Raw genomic sequence first — 644 nt, 5'->3', positions numbered from 1 at the left:
ATCCCGGTAATCCGGAACTTGCCTTCTTACGGAGTTGGCGGCTTCAACTAAGTAATATCGCAAGTAGTGGTTACCGTTACGTGATAGGGACGTGTCTTCGGCAGTAAAGCGCCCAGACTGATGCTTTCGCCAGTATAGACCTGCGTATTTCGCTACTTTAGTTTCATCATCAAACCGGTCTATTTGGCCAATTTCAGCTATGATACCCGCAGCGAATACGGGACCAATTCCAGGGATGGATTCAAGCGTGTTTGTCAATCCAGCCATCAGTTTTTTGATCGCTTTGTCAATTTCTTTTATCTGCTTTTGGAAGGTGCGAATGACCTCGATCGAGGTCCCTAGTATCACATCCATGGAATCTTCCACTACCTTGTCCAAGCGATACGAAGATCGCACGGCTTTCTGAATGGAGGTTGCGACACATTTCGGGTCACCAAATCGGTTTTTCCCTTTCTCTTGAAGGAATGCTGCTAGTTCCTCCAGTGGTAGGTGGGCTAGTTCTTCCAAGCTGTATTTCTCTAAGAAAAGCTCCATCATTGCGCTACCGAAGACCGAGGAGTCTACTTCTTGAGAGAAAGTATTACACTTATAGCTTAGGTGTTGAAGAAAATGCTGCTTTTCTTTCGTCATCATACGAATGAGCC

Annotated in this window: 1 protein-coding gene; it reads right to left on the bottom strand. The window is 45.8% G+C overall.

The window, feature by feature from the left end; translation table 11 throughout:
* Window positions 1-644, bottom strand: a 644-nt coding sequence (locus tag OK414_RS27520) for a transposase (protein ID WP_263046368.1), incomplete at both ends; no start/stop codon positions are given.

The sequence above is a fragment of the Priestia sp. JV24 genome, assembly GCF_025910025.1.
Lineage (GTDB): Bacteria > Bacillota > Bacilli > Bacillales > Bacillaceae_H > Priestia > Priestia megaterium.
This window is presented reverse-complemented; position numbering and strand designations above follow the sequence as displayed.